Source organism: Haloactinospora alba, assembly GCF_006717075.1.
Taxonomy (GTDB): domain Bacteria; phylum Actinomycetota; class Actinomycetes; order Streptosporangiales; family Streptosporangiaceae; genus Haloactinospora; species Haloactinospora alba.
The window spans coordinates 2769706-2785205 of record NZ_VFQC01000001.1; the positions used below are offsets into that span (position 1 = coordinate 2769706).

Below are 15500 nucleotides of genomic sequence, written 5' to 3' on the forward strand. Positions count from 1 at the left end.
GCTGGCGGGGTCCGTTCAGCCAGCGCGCCTCGTAATAATGATCAGTGGAGACGGCACATTGTTCAGTGTGCCACACGGAACCGGCTGGCCACTGCCCTACCCGTGGACTCGTCCGGATGGGCGGGCCGTTTCCCGTGGCCAGCCGGTCGGTGCTGTCGGCTCACTGTGCCGCGGTGTCGCTGGTGGCCTGGCGGTTCCGTTTCCTGCCGAACACCAGCATCCCGGTGAGTACCGCCGCGACCAGGAGGATCGCCATGACGACCAGCATCGGGTACGGCCCGAACTGGACGATCAACGGGATGGCGGCCGCGGTGACCAGTCCGCCGCCGAAGAACGGTTCCAGCAGGAGCTGTTTGTAACCGAACGCGGGGTAGGCGGGGGTGCGCAGTTCCGGGTCGGCGACGCGCATCAGGATCAGGCCGGTCGCGGTGACGCCCATCGACTGGCCGAAGTCGCCGATACCGCGCTCGAACCAGTAGTCCGGGAGCATGCGGGGGGCGAGCAGCACGAAGGCGCTGATACACCACACCACGCCGAGCACGGTCAGCAGCAGGAACGGGACGATGTTGGCCGCGATGACCTGCAGGGAGAGCGACCCCAGGGCGGAGATCACCAGCATGTCCAGGGAGAAGCCCTGGATGCGTTCCACCATCTGCCGGTCGACGATCTCTCGCTTGTCGAACCGGTCGATGAGGAGCTGGAGGATGATGCCGCCGATCATGGCCAGGGGGAACAGGGGAACGTAGGCGAACAGTTCCAGCTGGTCGGCCCACAGCCAGGACTCCAGGTACTGCAGCGCCCAGAGGATGAGCTGGCCGATGAGCACGGCGATCGCGAGCACCCCGAAGTGCAGTGCGAGCGGTTCCACGGAGGAGGGGTGCACGGTCAGGGTCGCGGCGGCGCGCCGGTTCTCCTTCTCCACCAGGCCCATCTGCTCCGAGACCGAGGGGGAGGACCCGGCGCGGAGCTGGGTGCTCTTACCGCTGCGTACGCCCCAGTTGATCAGGATGATCCCGGCGATGATGCCGGTGAGCAGGCCGATGGTGGCCATGCCGAGGGCGAGGTCCTGGCCTTCGGGGAAGCCCACCTCCTCGAAGGTGTTCCCCAGGCCGCCGGCCGTGCCGTGGCCGCCCTCGAATCCGATCTCGATGAGCGCGCCGGTCAGTGGGGGCAGGCCGAAGACGGGGCCCAGGACGAGGATGGCGAGCAGCAGGCCCAGGACGTACTGTCCGGCGCTGAGCGTGAAACCGAACGCGACCTGGGGGCCGGCGAGCCGTCCCGCTTCCCGTGGTTTGGGGATGCGTTTGCCCAGGAACATGCCGGCGAAGATGACCGAGATCAACAGGCCGGGAAGCGCACCCCAGACTTCCAGGATGTCCGCGCCGAAGAGGCCGTTCTCCGCGAGGGGCTCCGCCCAGTCGGCACCGGTCAGGCCCACCAGGCTGCCCAGGATGTCGGGCCCGAGGAGGAGGGCGATGCCGCCGCCGATGATGGAGCTGGGGAGGAAGAGGCGTTGGGTCAGTTTCCACTTGACTCGCACGAGCTTGGCGATCAGCAATAGTACGCCGAGAAGCAGCAGCGAGAAACCGATGATTTCAGGGGACAATGACTACCTTTCCACCGAACGGAGCGCCATCGGGCCAGCGCGTGCCGCACGGCCCCCGGGCGCCTTTGACCGGAGTGAGCTACATCGCAGCCTGCCTGCAGCGGCATCCTAGTCGCTGTGCGAACCTGAGAAGAACGTTCGAAAAGCGAAAAATGTCCAATCAAGGGATACTGAACAGGGGTAAGTGACATATGCCACTACCGGTCCCTCGACATTATTGGTTCGCCCCCGGGGCGGTCGCGCACCGTTCCGGGCCGTGTCCCCTCACCGGCCCGGAACGGTCGTCTCACAGCTGCACGCCGGTCAGTACCATCGTCCGCTCGTAGGTGAGGTCCTCCATCGCCGGACGCACCCCCTCCTTGCCCACACCGGACTTCTTCACCCCGCCGTAGGGCATCTGGTCCGCTCGGTAGGAGGGCACGTCACCGATGATCACACCTCCCACCTCGAGCTCCCGGTGCGCCCGGAACGCCACCTGGATGTCAGGGGTGAACACGCCCGCCTGCAGCCCGTAGTCGCTGTTGTTGACCTCGGCGAAGGCCTCGTCCACCCCGCTGACCCGGCGCACCGCCAGCACCGGGCCGAAGGCCTCCTCCCGCACCACGGCGGAGTCCGCGGGAGCGTCCGTGAGCACCGCCGGTGTGACGGAACCGCCCTCCCGTTCCCCGCCGGTGAGAAGACGGGCGCCGCCCCGCACGGCGTCCTCGATCCAGCCGGCCACCCGGGCGGCGGCGCCCTCGTCGATCAACGGCCCCACCTCGGTGGCGGGGTCGCGCGGGTCACCGGTGGGAAGCTCGGCGACCCGTTCCACCAGACGTTCGACGAACTCGTCGTGGACCTCGTCGGCGACGATCACCCGCTGCACGCCAATGCAGACCTGGCCCGCCTGGTTGTTCCCGAACAGGGCCACCCGGCGCGCCGCCCAGTCCAGGTCGGCCCCCGGAAGCACCACCGCGGCGGCGTTCCCGCCGAGCTCCAGCGTGACGTGCTTGTGCGGCGCCATCCGCTGCAGCTGCCAACCGAACTGCCCACCGGTGAACGAGACGACCGGCAGGCGCGGGTCGGTGATGAGCGGCTCCGCCCGCTCGTTGGGCATCGGCAGCACCGACACCATCCCGCGCGGGAGATCGGTCTCGGCGAGGATCTCCCCCAGCACGAGCGCGGTGAGCGGGGTCGCGGGAGCGGGTTTGAGCACGATGGGAGCGCCGACCGCGATCGCCGGGGCGACCTTGTGCGCCACGAGGTTCAGCGGGAAGTTGAACGGGGACATGCCCAGCACGGGCCCCTTGGGGACGCGGCGGATCATCGCCACCCGCCCCGTACCTCCCGGGTCGGTGTCCAGACGCTGCATCTCCCCGCTGTCCCGCCGGGCTTCCTCAGCGGCCAGCCGGAACACCGACACCGCGCGGCCGACCTCTCCTCGCGCCCACTTCACGGGTTTGCCGCTCTCCGCCGTGATGAGCGCGGCGATCTCCTCGGTGCGTTCGGTGAGCCGCCGCGAGACGTGCGCGAGCGCCTCGGCCCGCGCGTGGGCCGGCAGGGCAGCGGCCGTGGCGGCGACCGAGTCCGCCGCCGCCACCGCCTCCTCGATCTGCGCGGCGGAGGGGACCGCCGCGGTACCCACGTTCCCGCCGGTGTAGGGGTCGGTCACTGTGATTTCCGTGTCGCCGGTGGCAGCAGCCCCGGCCAGCCAAAACGGGCGCGTATCCATACCGGGAACCGTAAACCCCCGCCCCCTCCCCTCGTTGTCCACGAAGGTGAACAACCCTACGCAGATACTCCTTATTGGAGATACCCGTGCGCAGGGACCGGCGACCCCCGCACAACCCCGGCGGTGGCGGGAAGGGGTGTCGGGCCGCGCGGACAACGGGAATAGCCGGTACGGACATGTCCTGCTACCTTCCGGAACCAGAACCTGTGGCCCCGATCACATCCCAGCCCCGAGTGCGCAGGAAGGCCACCGCATGCCGGACCACCCCCGCCCCCGCACGATCGCACTGCCGGTGATCACCGCAGCCGCCCTCCTCACCGCCTCCGCCTCACCCGCCGCGGCCGCGACCGGGACCGCCGACGGCGTCACCGACCTCCGCTCCGACCTCGACGCCATCCTGGAGGACCCCGCTCTGGAAGAGGCGGTGTCGGGGGTCGTCGTACGCAGCCTCCGCGAGGACGACACCCTCTACCAGCGCCGCTCCGGCAAACCCCTCACCCCCGCCTCCAACACCAAACTCCTCACCTCGGCCGCAGCCATGGAGGTACTGGGTCCCGACCACACGTTCGACACCACGGTCACCGCTGAGCGCTCCCCCGACGACGGTCTGGTCAGGGGCGACATCCACCTCGTCGGCACCGGGGACCCCAGCCTCACCCGCGAGGCGTTCGCCGACCTCGCCTCCGACGTGGCCGACAGTGGCGTGACCGAGGTGAGCGGCGACCTCGTCGCCGACGACACGTGGTTCGACTCCCGCCGCCTCGCACCCGACTGGGAGGCCGCGGACGAGCCCTACTACTACGCCGCCCAGATCTCCGCGCTGACCGTGGCCGCCAACGACGACCTGGACACCGGCGTCGTCACCGCCACCGCCTCTCCCGGACCCGCCGAAGGCACACCGGTGGAGGTCGAGCTCGCCCCGCACACCCGGAACCTGACGTTGCGCAACACCGCCCGGACCGGGCCGCCCAGCGGGGACCGCTCGCTGGACATCACCCGCCCCTCCGGCGGTAACACGTTCACCGCCTCCGGGGAGCTCCCGGCCGGCGGCGACAGGTTCTCCACCCTGCGTACCGTGCACGAACCCACCGAGCACGCCGCCCACCTGTTCGCCGAGGAGCTGGAACGGGAGGGGGTCACGGTGGACGGCGGCGTCGAGCGCGGCACCCGACCCGCCGAAACCACCGAACTCGCCCAGCGCGAGTCCGCACCGCTGCGGGAGCTGCTCACCCCGTTCCTCAAGCTCTCCAACAACGGACACGCCGAGATCCTGACCAAGACGATGGGGCGCGAGGCCGCCGGGGAGGGAAGCTGGGAGGCGGGCCTTCCCGTGATCGAGTCCGCGCTGTGGCGCCTCGGCGTCCCGCCCTCGGGAGTGAAGCTGCACGACGGCTCGGGCCTGTCCCGCACCAACAGACTCCCCGCCGCCACGACGGTCCACCTGCTCGAGGAACTGCGCGAGGAGCCCTGGTTCGACACGTGGCGGGAGGCCCTCCCCCTCGCCGGGGACAACGACCGTATGACGGGTGGAACCCTCACCAACCGGATGCGCGACACTCCCGCCGCGGGAAACGTGCGGGCCAAAACCGGTACCCTGACCGGGGTAAGCGCGTTGTCGGGTTACGTGACCGGCGCTGACGGCGAACCGCTGGTGTTCGCGGTCCTCAACAACCAGGTCCCGTCCTCCGCGGCGCGGGACGCCCAGGACGCCATCGCGGTACGGCTGGCCACGTTCACCCGCGACGAACCCACCCCGGGTCCGGACACGGCGAGCGAACGCGCACCCGTCCCCCGGCAGCCGCAGGACGGGCTGGAATGCACCTGGGCAGGAACCTGTTAGGTCCTGTTCGGCGGGCGCTGCCCGCCGAACAGGACCTACCGCGAGGGACCGGGAGGACGGTGAGCGCGACCCGGCGTCCGAGGCGGGACCGGCGCCGCGGCGGCCGCCGGGGTGCGGTCTTGCCGTGGGCGGGCCGCGGCCATCGTCCCCCACCGCCGCCGGCCCCTCCGCGGGCTCGCCGCGAACTGGAGAGCAGGAGTGTCCCTCGTCTACCGCAGCATCGCCGCCGCCCCGCAGGGGCACGACGTCATCGCCTCGACGTCGGCTGTCCTCTCCTCGTGGCTGAGCCGGCGCGGCACGGCGGGGGCACGCGTGGACTTCTCCCGTTCGGGAGCCTACGAGCTGAGCGGCCGCTCCCGGGCGACCGTGCTCCGGCACGACAACGGCGACGAGAAGGTCACGTTCCTGCGGCTCATCACCGAGTCCGACAAACCCGAAGGGGTGTGGCGCACCTCGGTCACCGCCGTGTCCGACCCGGGACGGCTCTCCGCCCCCCACCTCTGGGTGGACATGACAGCCGATCCCCGGGCGGAGCTGTCCGGCGCGGGCAGTGACCGCTTCGACGTCGCCGCTCCGGACGCGGTGCGGATGCTGCTCGAGGCGGTTCCCGCCTTCGACGGCGACCATCCGCTACCGGCGGAGCCCCGGATCGTGCGCGGCAGCGACCCCGCGGCCGTTCCGGAACTGCTCGCGGCGATCGGCGACCCGCGCCGCCGGCTGGCCGTCGTGGTCAGCGGCACCCCCGCCGACATGACCGTCGCCGGATGGCGCGACACGATGGCCGGTGCGCTCAGCCGCTCGACCGGCATGTGCGCGGGTTTCGTATTGGACCGGGCCGCGCAGGCGCAGGTGGACGCGGCGCTGCCGCACGGTTTCGACGTCCCGCGCGGCGGCGTGCGCACCTTCCTTCCCGGAGTGGAGCTCCGGAAGAGCTCCGACCAGCTGCGCCACCCCAGGATGAGCGCGCACACCCTGGACGACGCCCGCGAGGGCGGCCGGGTGCGTTCCTGGGTCGGGTTGGCGCTGTCCCGCTCCGTCCGGCACAACGCGGTGGACTCCCCCCTCCCACCGGAGCTGCGGGACGTTGACACCCTCCTCAACGAGGAGGAGATCGACGCGTTCGTCCACGGGGACACTCCCGGCTCCGCCGCGCGTCCCGCCCCGGTGACCCCGCCCGCCGCCGACCCGCAGACCGCGGAGACGATCGAGCTGCTGCGGCAGAGCCTCGCCGACCGGACCGTGGAGTCCCGACGCCTCAACGCCGAGGCGAAACGCCTGAGCACCCACAACGCGGAACAGGCCACCGAGCGGGAGCGGCTGGCCGCCGAGCTCTCCGAGGTGACCGGGGAGCTCGACACGGCACGCGAGGAGCTGCACGCGCTTCGGCACGAACTCTCCTGGCTGCGGTCCCGCCTCCAGGAGGAGGGGATGTACCGGCTGGCGCGGGAAACACCCCCGCCCGAGGGCGCGCTGCGACCGCCGCGGACGGTGGAGGAGCTCCTGGAACGCATCACCGACGGTTCCGGCTTCCCGCACCTGTTCTTCACCATCACCGACCACGACACGGTCCGCGAGCTCACCGGGCACCGCAAGGAGAACCTGTGGGTGGCCCGCGCGTGGGAGGCTCTGCTGGCGCTGGACGACTACGCGCGCTACCAGCTGGACCATCCCGGCAACGGCCTCAGCCTGCACGACTACCTGCGGGAACCACCGGACGGCTACCGGGCCGTTCCGGTGCGACGGTTCGCCTCCCGGGAGAGCGACCACGTCCGCACCCGGGACAAGCTCAGCGGGAAGCGGGTGTTCCCCGTTCCCCGCGAGGTCGACCCCAGCGGCGAGGTCCCCATGTTCGCCCACATCAAGCTGGACACCGAGTACGGCGTCTGCCCCCGGCTGTACTTCTACCCGCACCTGGGGCCGCGCACCACCAACCGCGTCTACGTCGGCTACCTCGGACGGCACCTGCCCGTACAGCGCACCAACTGACCGCGGCGGCGAGTCCCCGGACCGCGCGGCAGCGGAGGAACGAGCGGCCGCTCCCGCCCCCGCCGAGCGCCTATCCTGGAAGCCGATGGACACGGACACTCCGGCTCCCGCCGAGCCCGGCACGGTTCTGGAGCACCACTCGTGGCAGGAGCGGGAAGCCCACCACCACGAACGCGTGGACGCCCTGCTCGCCGGGCACCTGCACCGGCGCGAACGCGGCATCGCCCACCCGGTCGAGGACTTCCTGTTCACCTACTACAGCCACAAACCCGCCCACCTGCGCCGCTGGCACCCCGGCCCGGGGGTGGTCCTGCTCGGCGACACCGCGCAGCAGCGCTTCCCCGGGCGCTGGTACACCACGACCACGGTCGACGACCCCGCGACCGGTGAACCCGCGACCGGTGCCACCCTGGACGTCGACGCGTTCCTCGCCGCCCGCGGCTCCACCGTGGACTTCGTCGTCTCCCTCCTGGACGCGGTCGCCTCCCGTCCGCCCCACCTGGGGTGTTTCGGACTGCACGAGTGGGCGATGGTCTACAGGCTCGACCCGGAGCAGCTCCGGCACTCCCACGTCCCCCTCCGGCTCGGCTCGCAGGGCACCGACCAGGTCGTGGAGTCGCACCGGATCCGCTGCTCGCACTACGACGCGTTCCGGTTCTTCACCCCCGAAGCGCGCCCCCGCAACCAGCTCCAGCCGACCCGCCAGCGCCAGGCCGAACTCGACCAGCCCGGGTGCCTGCACGCCACCATGGACCTGTACAAGTGGGCCTACAAGCTCACCCCCGCGGTTCCCAGCGAGCTCGTCACCGACTGCTTCGAGCTCGCGCGCGACGTCCGCGAACTGGACATGCGCGCCTCGCCCTACGACCTCAGCTCCTACGGCTACACCCCCGTCCGGATCGAGACCGCCCAGGGCAAGTCCGAGTACGTCGCGGCCCAGCGCGCCTTCGCCGAACGCGGCCAGCGCCTGCGCCAACGACTGCGTGAGGTGTGCGCGCACCTGGCCCCCGCCTGACGGACGCGGCCCGGCCGCCCCGCTGGCAGCGCGTGCCACGGTGGTACGTTGCCATAGTGATTTCCCCCACAACGACCACTTCCTCCCGGAACCCCCTCTGGAACCGCTGGCTCTCCCGCGCCGGACTGGCGGCCGTCCTGCTGGTCGCCGGCCTCTCCGCCTCGAGCACCGCCCCTCCCGAACCGCGGGGCGCCGACGCGGCGCCGGAGGAGTTCAGCGCCGAACGCGCGATGGGCCACATCGAGGAGATCGCGCAGGGGCCCCGGCCGGTCGGCTCGCCCGCCCACGCCGAGACCCGCGACCACCTGGTGGACCAGCTCGACACGTGGGGCTGGGACACCGAGGTGCACGAGAGCGTCGGCCTGGCCAGCCACGCCGACGACACCCGGCACATGGCGGCCGTCGACAACATCACCGCCACCCTGCCCGGCAGCGACCCCACCGGAACGGTGGTCCTCGCCGCCCACTACGACTCGGTATCGGGATCGCCGGGCGCCGCCGACGACGGCATCGGCGTGGGCACCATCCTCGAGGTGGCCCGCGCGCTGCGCGCCGACGGCGCCGGCCAGCCCCGCAACGACGTCATGGTGCTCATCACGGACGCCGAGGAGAAGGGGCTTCTGGGGGCGGAGGCGTTCGTGCGGGAACGCGCGCAGGAGATCGAGCCCGCCGCGGTCCTCAACCACGAGGCGCGCGGCGCCAGCGGCGCCCCGGCGACGTTCAGAATGAGCTCCTCCGACGCCACCCTGCTGGAGGTGCTGTCCCAGGCGCCGGGTGTCTCCGCCGACTCCGCGGCCGAAGCGGTGTTCGACGCGCTCCCCAACGACACCGACGCCACCAACTTCTTCGGTTCCGGGCTGCACGGCTACGACACCGCGATCACCGGCGGCGGCGCCTTCTACCACAGCCCGCTCGACAGCACGCAACACCTCAGCCGGGCCTCGCTGCAGCAGATGGGCCGGTCCAGCCTGGCCATGGCGCGCGACCTCGCCACCACGGACCTGGCCACCCTGGAGGAGGGCGAGGATCAGCTCATCACCACACCGCCGGGCGGCCCGGTCCTGCTTCCCGCGGCGGCGGAGACCCCGCTGGCGTTCGGGCTGCTCGCCCTGGCGGGAGCGCTGGTCGCGGTGCGGTGGCGCCGCCGGGAACTGACCGCCGGACGCACGGCGCTGTCGGCCGTGGCGGCGCTGCTCGCGCTGGCGGCCGCCGCGGGGACGGCGCTGGCGGTGTGGCAGGTGGCACTGCTCGTCGACCCTGGTCAGGCCTCGGCTGTCGTGGGCGCCCCCTACAACCCCGGGTTCTACCAGGCGGCGATGCTGGTGGCGGGGGTGTCCGTCGTGCTGGGCACCCACGCGCTGCTGCGTCGTCGGCTCGGCGGCCCGGCGCTCGCCGCCGGGGCGGTGTGCACCGCGGCGGTGGCGGGCCTCACCGGGGTGCTCCTGCTGCCGGGAGCCGCGACGATGCTGGTGCTCCCGGTCCTGCCGGCGGCGACCGGCGCTCTCGCCGCGGCGCTGCTGCCCCGGCGCTGGACCACGGCACGCACTCTCCTGCCCGTGTTCGCGCTGGCGCCCACCGCACTCCTCGCCGGACCGCTCGTCTCCTCGACCTTCGAGGTCGGCCTGCCGATGGGCGGGCCGTTCGCCACGCTGCTCACCGCCCTGTTCGCGCTGCTCGCGCTTCCGGTCGTGGAGGACGCCTGGCCCGCCGCCGCCCCGCGCCGTCCCGGTGTGGCCAGGGCAGGGGTGGCGGCGCTGGCGCTGGCACTGGTGGCCGCTCTCACCGGTGCGGGCCTGTTCACCAACCGCGAGGGCGCCACCCCCGCCCGCCAGGAACAGCTCACCTACGCGTTCGACGCCGACGCCGGCGAGGCCTACTGGGCCGGCGCGCCCAAGACGGAGTGGAGCGAATCGCTGCTCACCGAGGACCCGAAACCGCTCGACTCGGTTCTCCCCGTTTCGGACGGCGAACCGCTCGCGCACGGGCCGGCGCCGACCCTGGACACCGCGCCACCGCGGGTGGAGGTCCGCGACGACACGAACGGCGAGAGCGGCCGCGAGGTCACGCTGCGGGTGTCCTCACCCCGCGAGGCCCCCACGCTCGGGCTGTGGGTGACCGACGGGAACGCCACGGTGCGTTCCGCGGAGGTCGCCGGGCGCTCCGTTCCGGTGACCAGGACGAACGAGCAGCGCTTCGGGTTCGTGTTCCACGGCGCCGCCCCGGAGGGGGTGACGGTGCGGCTCACCCTCGACCAGGGCGCCGGCGACACCGCCACCGTCCGGGTGGCCGACCGCACCAACGACCTCACCGGGATCGAGGGCCTCGCCCCGCCGCAGGACCGGGAACTCGTGCGTCCGGCCCTGTGGGTGACGCGCGCCCAGGACCTGTGACGAGGATCAACCTCCCGGGGCGCGGGACGCCCACCTGCGGCCCGCGCCCCGGCCTTCCGGAAGGCCGGGGCGCGGGCCGGACCGCCGTTTTACCCTCGAGGTCCGGCGGAGTTAACGTTCCGTTGCAGGCGACCGGGTGAAGAGAGGCAGAATGACCGAACCGACGCTGCAGGGCATCGATTTCCACGCGTCGAACGCGGAGGACACGCAGGTACTGACCCGGGACGGCATGCCTCAGGTGCGCCAACGGCCGATCCCGGAGTGGGAGGTGGAGGCGCGCAACCGGCTGGCGGCCGCGGTCGAACGGTTCAGCCAACCGCTGGCCGACCTGGTGGAGCGGGACGCCAACGAGGGCGACACCCGCATGCTCGTCGCCGACTTCCTCAGCGACGGCCTCAACTACGGCAAGTACGACTCCCTCACCACCTCCTACCGCACCCGGGGCGAGTCCGTCGACTACGGCATCCTGCTGGACGGGGAGCTGTTCGCGTTCCTCGAGGTCAAGGCGTGCGGACAGTCCCTGGACGCGCGCAACCTCCGCCAGGTGAAGACCCACGCCGCGGCGGAGGGGCTCAGCTGGGTCGTCCTCACCAACGGGCGGCACTGGCAGGTGCACCACGTGGTCGACGCCGACAGCGGCACCACCGCCCTGGTGGTGGACGTGGACCTGTTCTCCGAGGGGTCCGAGGAAGCCAACGTGGACGCCCTCTTCCACCTGTGCCGGGAGGCGGTGCAGGACGGGCGGTTGGACAACCTGCGGGCCTGGCGCGAGGCTCTGGCGGCCGAACCCCTGGCCCGGTTGCTGCGCAGTCGGGCCGTCGTGGACACCATCTGCGCGGAGATCCGCCGGGACACCGGGCACACCGGGCACGTCGGCGACACCGAGGACGTGCTGCACGCGTTGCGGAAAAGCGTCCTCGCCCGCGGGCTCGGCGGGTGAACCGTCCCGCGGGCGTTCCGGAACTGCTCGCGGCCGCCGCGCCGTATCCCGGTCGCCACCCCGCGCACGCGGCGTTAGAGTCTCCCCATGGCAGCACACGCGTTCAGTATTGACGACATCCGCGCGGCGGCGCCGACCGACGCGTTCGACCGGGGGAACAAGCACCACGACGACGGCCGGGTGCGGCGGCTCCGGGCCGACCCGGGGCGGGTCTCCGCTCTCGTCGAGGACGGTGAGGATCACGCGGTGCGGTTGCGGTGGGAGACGGACACGCCCAGTGGCGCGTGCAGCTGCTCGGCGGGGGCGGGCTGGTGTGACCACGCCGTCGCGCTGGCGCTCGCCTGGCTCGACGGGTCGGACGGCGACGCGCGGACCTCCGCGGCCGCCGAGACACCCGAGTCCCCTGACCTCACCGGGTTCCTCAACAGCGAGGACCCGACGTGGCTCGCCGAACAGCTGGCACGCGTCGCCGGTGAGGACCCCGTCGTGTGGGTGCGGCTGGCGGCCGCGTCCGGGTCCGAGGCCGCCGTTCCGGCGGCACGCGACCTCCTCGACGAGGCCGTCCTGGGCTACCGCCCCGGACTACCGGACGGGACCCCGGCCGGCGGCGAGGCCCGTCTCGAGCGCGCCATCGGCCTCCTGGACGAGTTGTTGGACTACGGTTTCGCCGACCGGGTGGGCGAGCTCGCCACCGACGCGGCCGCGCTCCACGCGCGCAGGTACCCCGACGCCAGCGGGGACCACGCCGAGCGGTTGCGCAAGCTCGCCGCCACCGCCGAGGAACTGGACCAGTAACCCGGTCGGCGGGGCCCGACGGGCCGCTCCGACTTTCCGCGATCGCACGACTCACCCGGTCACCAGCGGGATACTGGGAGGCGTGCGGATCTTCGAGGGTTTCTGGGATGGTTACGGGCTCGCGGTGTGGGCCATGGACTCCGGCGGAGCGGCACGCACCACCTCGCGCAAACGCGTTCGCTCCCACCCGTACGCGGCACAGCACACGGCGTTGCGTCGTGACCTCGGTTCCGCCGCGGAAACCGGCCGGCGGCCCCTCGGCGACGCTCCCGGCACACCCGTCCTCGGGCACGCCCACGTGTGGTTGCCTTCCGTCCCGCGCCACCCGCTGCCGCCCGCCGAGCTTCCCCCGTTGGAGGACGCCCCCACCTCCGGCAGGGTCGAGCTGCGCCAGTGGAGCGTCCCCATCCTGTCCCTGGCCTCGGGGGACGCGTTACGGGTGTTGCGGGAGCTGGGGGCCGACACCGGTGACGTCGCCGCCGGCGCCTCACTACGCCACCTCGCCGCCGTCGCCGAGGTGGCCGAGCGGCTGGTGGAGACCCGCCGGGTCATTCCGCAGCTCGTCACGGACGACGCGGTGGACCCCCCGCAGGGGAGCGCCCAGTGGCGCCCCGTCCTGGACCGGGGAACCAACGCGTGGCTGCGTGAGGCGGCACGCGCCCTCCCTCCGGTCGCCCGCGCCCACCACCCGGTCGACGCCTCGGCCGCGGAAACCGGGCAGGCGGTGATGGGTGACCTGGTGACCCTGCTGTGCGTGTTCACCGACCACATCGCACGGTCCCGTACCCGCGGTGCCCTGCCCGCTCCGGCGGGAACCGCGCCGAGACTCCGTGAACAGTGGCTGCACGCACTCACCAGCGACGACGGGGACTGCGGTCTCCGTCCGGCGCAGCAGGGAACCGCCGCCTCCCTCCAGGAGACGCTGCGGGAGTGGTTCACCGCGACCCACCAGGAGAGCGGCGACCTCAGGGTGGTGTTCCGGTTGGTGGACCCGGACGCCGCGCGTGAGGACCCCGATGCTCCCGAGCGCGCTGACGCGGACGCGTGGCTCGTGGAGTTCTGGGCGCAGTCCACCGCGGAGCCGTCCCTCATGGTGCGGTTGGGCGACGTGTGGCACGGCGGTTCCACCGACTGGCTTCCCGCCACCGCCGAAACGTCGGTGCTGCGGGCGCTCGGGCGGGCCCGCCGGTGTTACCCGCGGCTGGGGGACGCGCTCCGCAGCCCCACCCCCACCCATCTGGAGATCGACGTCAACGACGCGCACACCTTCCTCACCACCCACGCGCGCGCCCTGGACGAGGCCGGTTTCGGGGTGCTGCTGCCGAAATGGGCCGGCAGGAGGAAGGTGGGGTTGCGGTTCAACGCCTCGAGCCGCTCCGCTCCCGCCTCCCCCTCCTCCGGGTTGGGCGGTGCCGTGGTCGACTTCGACTTCCGCGCCACCATCGACGACCAGGAGCTCGGCCGGGGCGAACTGGCCGAGCTGGCCCGGCTGAAACAGCCGCTGGTGAAACTGCGCGGCGAGTGGACCCAGCTGGACCCGGCGAAACTGCAGGCGGCGGCGGACTTCCTCGCCGGCGGCAACGGCGGTACGGTCGACGCCCGCGACGCGCTGCGCATGGCCGTGTCCCCGGAGGTGGACACCGGAACGGAGACACTGCCGCTGACCGGTGTGGACGCCGACGGCGAGCTGGGGGCGTTGCTGGAGGGAACCGCCGCGCGCACCGTCTCCCCGATGGGCCGGCCGGCGGGGTTCACCGCCGAGCTGCGGCCGTACCAGCAACGCGGCGCGGCGTGGCTGCGGTTCCTGGAGCAGTTCGGACTGGGGTCGGTCCTCGCCGACGACATGGGGCTGGGCAAGACCGTGCAACTGTTGGCGCTGCTGGCGGCCGAGCGGGAGGACGGCGCCGCACCCGCCCCCACGCTGCTCGTCTGCCCCGTCTCGCTGCTGGGCAACTGGCAACGGGAGATCTCCCGGTTCGTCCCGGCGCTGCGGGTGCACCTCCACCACGGCCAGAACCGGCCGCGCGGCGCGGAGGTCACCGATGCGGCCTCCGCCGCGGACGTGGTACTGACCTCCTACGGGCTGGCCACGCGTGACGTGGAGGAACTGTCCGCCGTGGGCTGGCGGCGCGTGGTCTGCGACGAGGCCCAAGCGATCAAGAACCCCCACGCGCGTCAGGCGCGGGCGATCCGGTCCATCCCCGCACCGTCCCGGATCGCGCTGACCGGAACTCCGGTGGAGAACCATCTGGGGGAGCTCTGGTCGGTCATGGAGTTCACCAACCCGGGACTGCTGGGGCCGCAGAAGACGTTCCGGCACAACATCGCGGCGGCGGTGGAGTCCGCGGCCGCCAGCGGACACACGTCCGAGGCGGCGGAGGAAGCCACACAGCGGCTGCACCGGGTGACCCGCCCGTTCGTCCTGCGCCGGTTGAAGACCGACGACAGCATCGTCGACGAGCTCCCGGACAAGCAGGAGATGAAGGCGTGGTGCGGCCTCACGCGGGAGCAGGCGTCGCTGTACCAGGCGACGGTCGACGACATGACCAAGCTCGTCGACGAGGCTTCCGGCATCCAGCGCAGGGGTCTGGTGCTGGCGACGATGACCAAGCTCAAACAGATCTGCAACCATCCCGCCCACCTGCTCGGTGACGGGTCGCGGCTCGACGGCCGCTCGCGGAAACTGGAGATGCTGTGTGAACTCCTCTCCGGGATGGTCGCGGAGGGGGACAAGGCGCTGTGCTTCACCCAGTACACCGACTTCGGTGACCGGCTGGCGCCCTACCTCACCGCCCGGTTGGGGGTGGAGGTGCTGTGGTTGCACGGCCAGACGCCGCGGTCCGCGCGCGAGGACATGGTGCGGCGGTTCCACGAGAGCGGGAGGCCGATGGTGTTCCTGCTGTCGTTGAAGGCCGGCGGCACCGGGCTGAACCTGACCGCGGCGAACCAGGTGATCCACGTCGACCGGTGGTGGAACCCCGCGGTGGAGGACCAGGCCACCGACCGGGCGTTCCGCATCGGCCAGCAGCGCAACGTCCAGGTACGCAAGATGATCTGCGCGGGAACGCTGGAGGAGCGCGTCGACGCGATGATCGAGGGCAAGCGGAACCTGGCCGAGGCCGTCGTCGGCAGCGGTGAGGAGTGGCTCGGTGAGCTCTCCACCGACGAGCTGCGCGACGTGATCCGGCTGGCACCCGAGGCCGTGGAGGGGTGAGTG

9 protein-coding genes are annotated in these 15500 nt (G+C 72.1%); 7 read left to right on the forward strand and 2 right to left on the reverse strand.

Annotated elements, in window-relative coordinates; all coding sequences use genetic code 11:
• Positions 1-160 precede the first annotated feature (160 nt).
• Both FHX37_RS12460 and FHX37_RS12465 read right to left on the reverse strand, forming a co-directional pair.
• A complete protein-coding gene (locus FHX37_RS12460; protein WP_141924044.1) occupies positions 161-1606 on the reverse strand; it encodes a sodium/glutamate symporter in 1446 nt (481 codons plus the stop codon).
• A 286-nt stretch (positions 1607-1892) separates the two neighbouring features.
• Complete coding sequence (locus FHX37_RS12465; protein ID WP_141924045.1) at positions 1893-3317, reverse strand: aldehyde dehydrogenase family protein; 1425 nt, start codon at positions 3315-3317, stop codon at positions 1893-1895.
• A 253-nt stretch (positions 3318-3570) separates the two neighbouring features.
• On the opposite strand from FHX37_RS12465, the gene dacB reads away from it, so the two are divergent.
• The 7 genes from dacB to FHX37_RS12500 all read left to right on the forward strand — a co-directional run bounded on the left by dacB (position 3571) and on the right by FHX37_RS12500 (position 15497).
• Entirely contained in the window at positions 3571-5157 is a 1587-nt protein-coding gene (gene dacB, locus FHX37_RS12470) for a D-alanyl-D-alanine carboxypeptidase/D-alanyl-D-alanine endopeptidase (protein ID WP_141924046.1), read from the forward strand.
• Between the two features lie 198 nt (positions 5158-5355).
• Entirely contained in the window at positions 5356-7143 is a 1788-nt protein-coding gene (locus FHX37_RS12475) for a hypothetical protein (protein ID WP_141924047.1), read from the forward strand.
• Positions 7144-7228: 85 nt separating this feature from the next.
• Positions 7229-8158, forward strand: coding sequence for a 3-methyladenine DNA glycosylase (locus tag FHX37_RS12480; RefSeq protein ID WP_141924048.1), 930 nt, complete (start codon positions 7229-7231; stop codon positions 8156-8158).
• A gap of 56 nt (positions 8159-8214) precedes the next feature.
• Positions 8215-10548 (forward strand): M20/M25/M40 family metallo-hydrolase, encoded by a 2334-nt coding sequence (locus FHX37_RS12485; protein ID WP_141924049.1) that lies wholly within the window; start codon positions 8215-8217, stop codon positions 10546-10548.
• A 151-nt stretch (positions 10549-10699) separates the two neighbouring features.
• A complete protein-coding gene (locus FHX37_RS12490; RefSeq protein WP_246062265.1) occupies positions 10700-11488 on the forward strand; it encodes a hypothetical protein in 789 nt (262 codons plus the stop codon).
• A gap of 87 nt (positions 11489-11575) precedes the next feature.
• Positions 11576-12283, forward strand: coding sequence for an SWIM zinc finger family protein (locus FHX37_RS12495; protein WP_141924050.1), 708 nt, complete (start codon positions 11576-11578; stop codon positions 12281-12283).
• A 133-nt stretch (positions 12284-12416) separates the two neighbouring features.
• Positions 12417-15497: an SNF2-related protein gene (locus FHX37_RS12500; RefSeq protein WP_449405186.1), complete on the forward strand. Its 3081-nt coding sequence runs from the start codon at positions 12417-12419 to the stop codon at positions 15495-15497.
• Positions 15498-15500 lie beyond the last annotated feature (3 nt).